The sequence below is a fragment of the Blastocatellia bacterium genome (assembly GCA_035573895.1).
GTDB lineage: Bacteria > Acidobacteriota > Blastocatellia > HR10 > HR10 > DATLZR01.
Genome location: DATLZR010000117.1, coordinates 1 through 3,444, shown reverse-complemented (window position 1 = coordinate 3,444; position 3,444 = coordinate 1). Strand labels below are relative to the sequence as shown.

At 59.2% G+C, this 3,444-nt stretch carries 1 protein-coding gene; it reads right to left on the bottom strand.

The features are described from left to right. Positions 1-38: 38 nt before the first annotated feature. Entirely contained in the window at positions 39-3,206 is a 3,168-nt protein-coding gene (locus tag VNM72_10855) for a TonB-dependent receptor (protein HXF05899.1), read from the bottom strand. Positions 3,207-3,444: the final 238 nt, after the last annotated feature.

Sequence of the window (3,444 nt, the reverse complement as noted above, 5' to 3'; positions counted from 1 at the left end):
CCTCCCCCACCGCCTCTCACCCACTTCCGTGTCTACCGTCAGAAGGTGAGTCGAAATCCGAGTTGAATGCGCCGGGGATCAAATGCCGAGGTGAATCCCAGCGGTTCGCTCGGTCGCCGATCTCGCCGTCCGGTGAGATTGAAGGGTGGCGGGATCAGGCCCACGGTATTGTTGATGCTGGCGAAATTGAGCCGATTGAAGAGATTGAATGCTTCAAACGTCAACTCCAGCCGCCGCGTCTCCGAACCCAGCCCGATCTGTCGCGCCACGCGCAGATCGAACGTCCAGAAATTGGGACCGATGCCGGTATTGCGTCCGGCAAACGGCGGGCGATCGGTGGTGGAGTGACGATCGCCGTTGATGTCCGATCCCACCAGGAGATTGAACGGACGAGCGCTATTGGCGCGAAAGATGGGCGTGAGGACGAAATCGGCCAAAAATCGCGCCAGGGGATGACGACCGGCTCCACCCCGGAAGGGACTGTGAAGAATCCCGTAGATGACGAGCTTGTGCCGTTGATCGAATGCCGACAGCGCCCGCTCGGCCCGCAGGTTGGTTTGATCGTTGGGCTGGAAGTCGCTGTTGAAATCGGTCACTTCGTCAATGGCTTTCGACAGCGTGTAGCTCGCTGCCAGAGCAATGTTATGGCTGAATCGTTTATTCACCTCCAGGATGAACCCATGATAAAACGCCCGGGCCGTTGACTCGTAGATGTTGTCCTGAAGCAAGAGCGGGTTCTTGAAGAAGGGCGTTGACCATCGGCGGATGCCCAGAGCGGGATCAATCGGCGCGGGCAACAGATTGTCGTCCCGCGACCGCGTGATCTTCAGCGTGCGGGAGAAGATATAGCTCACCGAGACGGCCCAGTCTCCGCCGAGCTGCCGATCAATCCCCAGGCTCGCCTGCTGCGAATAGGCGTTGACGTAATCGGATGAGTTCTTGAAGAGCACCGTCAGAGGTGGAATCGGGCCCGTCTGCGTAATGGTGACGCCGAACTGCCGGAGGTCTTCGGGAGTAATCGTGCGCGTTCCGATCACCCGCTGAGCCAGAAGCGTGCGGTAAATGTCGGCCGAGGTCAATGGCCGTCCCGTTTGCGGATTCGTCACAGGAGCGCCGGTGAGCGGAACGAAGACCTGGGCGATCTGGCGAAAGCCGTTGATGACGTTGAGGGCATTGACGACGTAGTCAATCTGGAAGTAGATCGGCGAATAATAAATCCCGTATCCTCCGCGAATGACCGTCTTGTGATCATCCCAGGGATCCCACGCGAAGCCGATCCGGGGAGCGAAATTGTTCGTGTCGGTGGGCATGGGATCGCGACGGTCGTCCAGTTCGTAGCGCAATCCGTAGGTGAGGGTGAAATTGGGCCGGATGTTCCAACTGTCCTGACCATAGACGCCGTAGTAGGGAAGCGTCGCTCCAACGGTCGGATCGCCGAACCCTTGCTGGTAGAACTGCGGCAGGCCGAGATTGAACGCCTGCAGGGCCGTGAGCGTCGTGGTGGCCAACTGCGGGCTGAGCACGCTTCCCGGTAACTGGCCGAAGGTGAAGCGTCCGGGGAAGAACGTGTGCGATTCGGTGTTGTTGCCACGAAGGATCACCTCGCCGCCGAACTTGAAGCGATGGGTGCCGCGCGTGTGCGTCAGATGCTCGGCCAGATGACCGCGGCGCTCGATGGTGAAGCTCGGCAGGAAAATGTCCCGGTTGAAAAAGCCAAAGCCGGCGATGTTCAATTCCGGCCCAATGGGATCGTTGGGGATGACATCGTAGTTGAAGTAGTTCCACTGGAGGCGCAGCTCGTTGATGGTCTGCGGACTGAACAGGTGATTCCATCCGAGCACAGCCGTGCTGTCCCAACTGTTGATTTGATTCCCCCGGGAGAAGCCGACGAGCGCCCGCAGGTTGGTATTGACCTCATCGTTGTTGGCGTAGTTATAGCGGAAGAAGAGCTGATCACTGGCGCTCACCTGATGGTCGAGCCGCACGGAGAAAAGCAGGACATTGGATGTAAAGGGGAAGATGCCGCTATTGCGCTCGAACAAGGCCACCGTGGCGGGCGGCGTGGCCAGGGCTGCCCGCAACGCCTGAGCACAGGCCGCCGGAGGAAGATTGGCTGCTGCGGGATTGGCCGGAATGCAGGGGATCGGCGTCGTGCTCGTGTTGGCGGCCAGAGCATTGAGAATCGCCGTCTGCGCCGCTGTCGGCTGGAAGATGGAGCGGTCGGTCAACACCGGCACCGAGGCTTTCTCATCCTTGTTGAGCTTCTCGAAGGAACCGAAGAAAAACGTCCGATCTTTGCGAAACGGAAAACTGAGCGTCCCGCCATACTGCTGGCGGTTGGAGGGCGGCTTGATGCGACGCAATCGGTCACCTTCGAGCACGACGGCAAACGGATCGGTGGCGTCCAGCGCATCATGCCGGAAGAAGCCGAAAAGCGATCCGCGAAATTCATTTCCACCGGTCTTGGACACGATGTTGATGACACCGCCGCTGGCTCCTCCGTTCTCCGCCGTATAATTGCTCCGGTTGATTTGAAACTCCTGAACGGCTTCCTGACTGAGCGTGGGTCGGACGCCGCCCGACGCGGTATTGGCTTCGGTCCCATCTACGGTGATGTTGTTCCCGCGACCATTGCTGCCGTAGAAGGAGAGGCCGCTCTGGGCGGTCTGGGCTACGCGAAAGTCGGTGTTATCGGCAAACGCATTGGAATCAACGACGCCCGGAGCGAGCAACGTGAAGGTGAGATAATCGCGACGATCAATCGGCAAAGCCCGGATGAAACGTTCCTCGATCGTGTCGGATTGTTGGGTCCGCTCGGTCTCGACGAGCGGCTGTTCACCCGTCACTTCGACGACTTCGGTCGCTCCCCCGACCGAGAGCTGGACATCGAGATTGAGAATTTGACCCACGGTGAGCTGTACTCCTTGCCGGACGTGAGCCACAAATCCGCTCTTCTCGACCTTCACCTGATAGATGCCCGGGGGAAGGAGCAGCACCCGATACTCGCCCCGCTCATCAGTCGTGACCGTTCGGGTGATGGCTCGGTCCGGATTGGAGACCGTCACCACGGCACCGGGAATGACCGCTCCGTTCGGGTCTGTCACCGTCCCTTTCAACTCCGCCGAGGAAACATAGGACTGTGACCAGCCCCCGACGGGAGAGATCACAATAATGGCCAGGACAAATCCTAAAAGATCTCTTCTCATGGTTCAGCCTCCTGACGGATTGTGACAACTGATGGGCGACGGCTACATTATAGAGCAATTCTTCCGTCTGTAAAGGAGAAAACGGCAGGAATTCTCCGCGAAGGTGAGGAGTCGAGGCGAGCGGTCCGTTTGAGGAGCGAGAAGAGGGTGATCCGAGTCAGACAGCACCACTCGACCGAGACCGGTTCCATCGCGTCCTGCGCCTGCCGTGTGCCGGAACTTCGTTGTGATGACCGCA

Coding starts and splice junctions, on each gene's coding strand:
- VNM72_10855 (HXF05899.1), bottom strand. CDS start 3,206: ATGAGAAGAGATCTTTTAGGATTTGTCCTGGCCATTATTGTGATCTCT.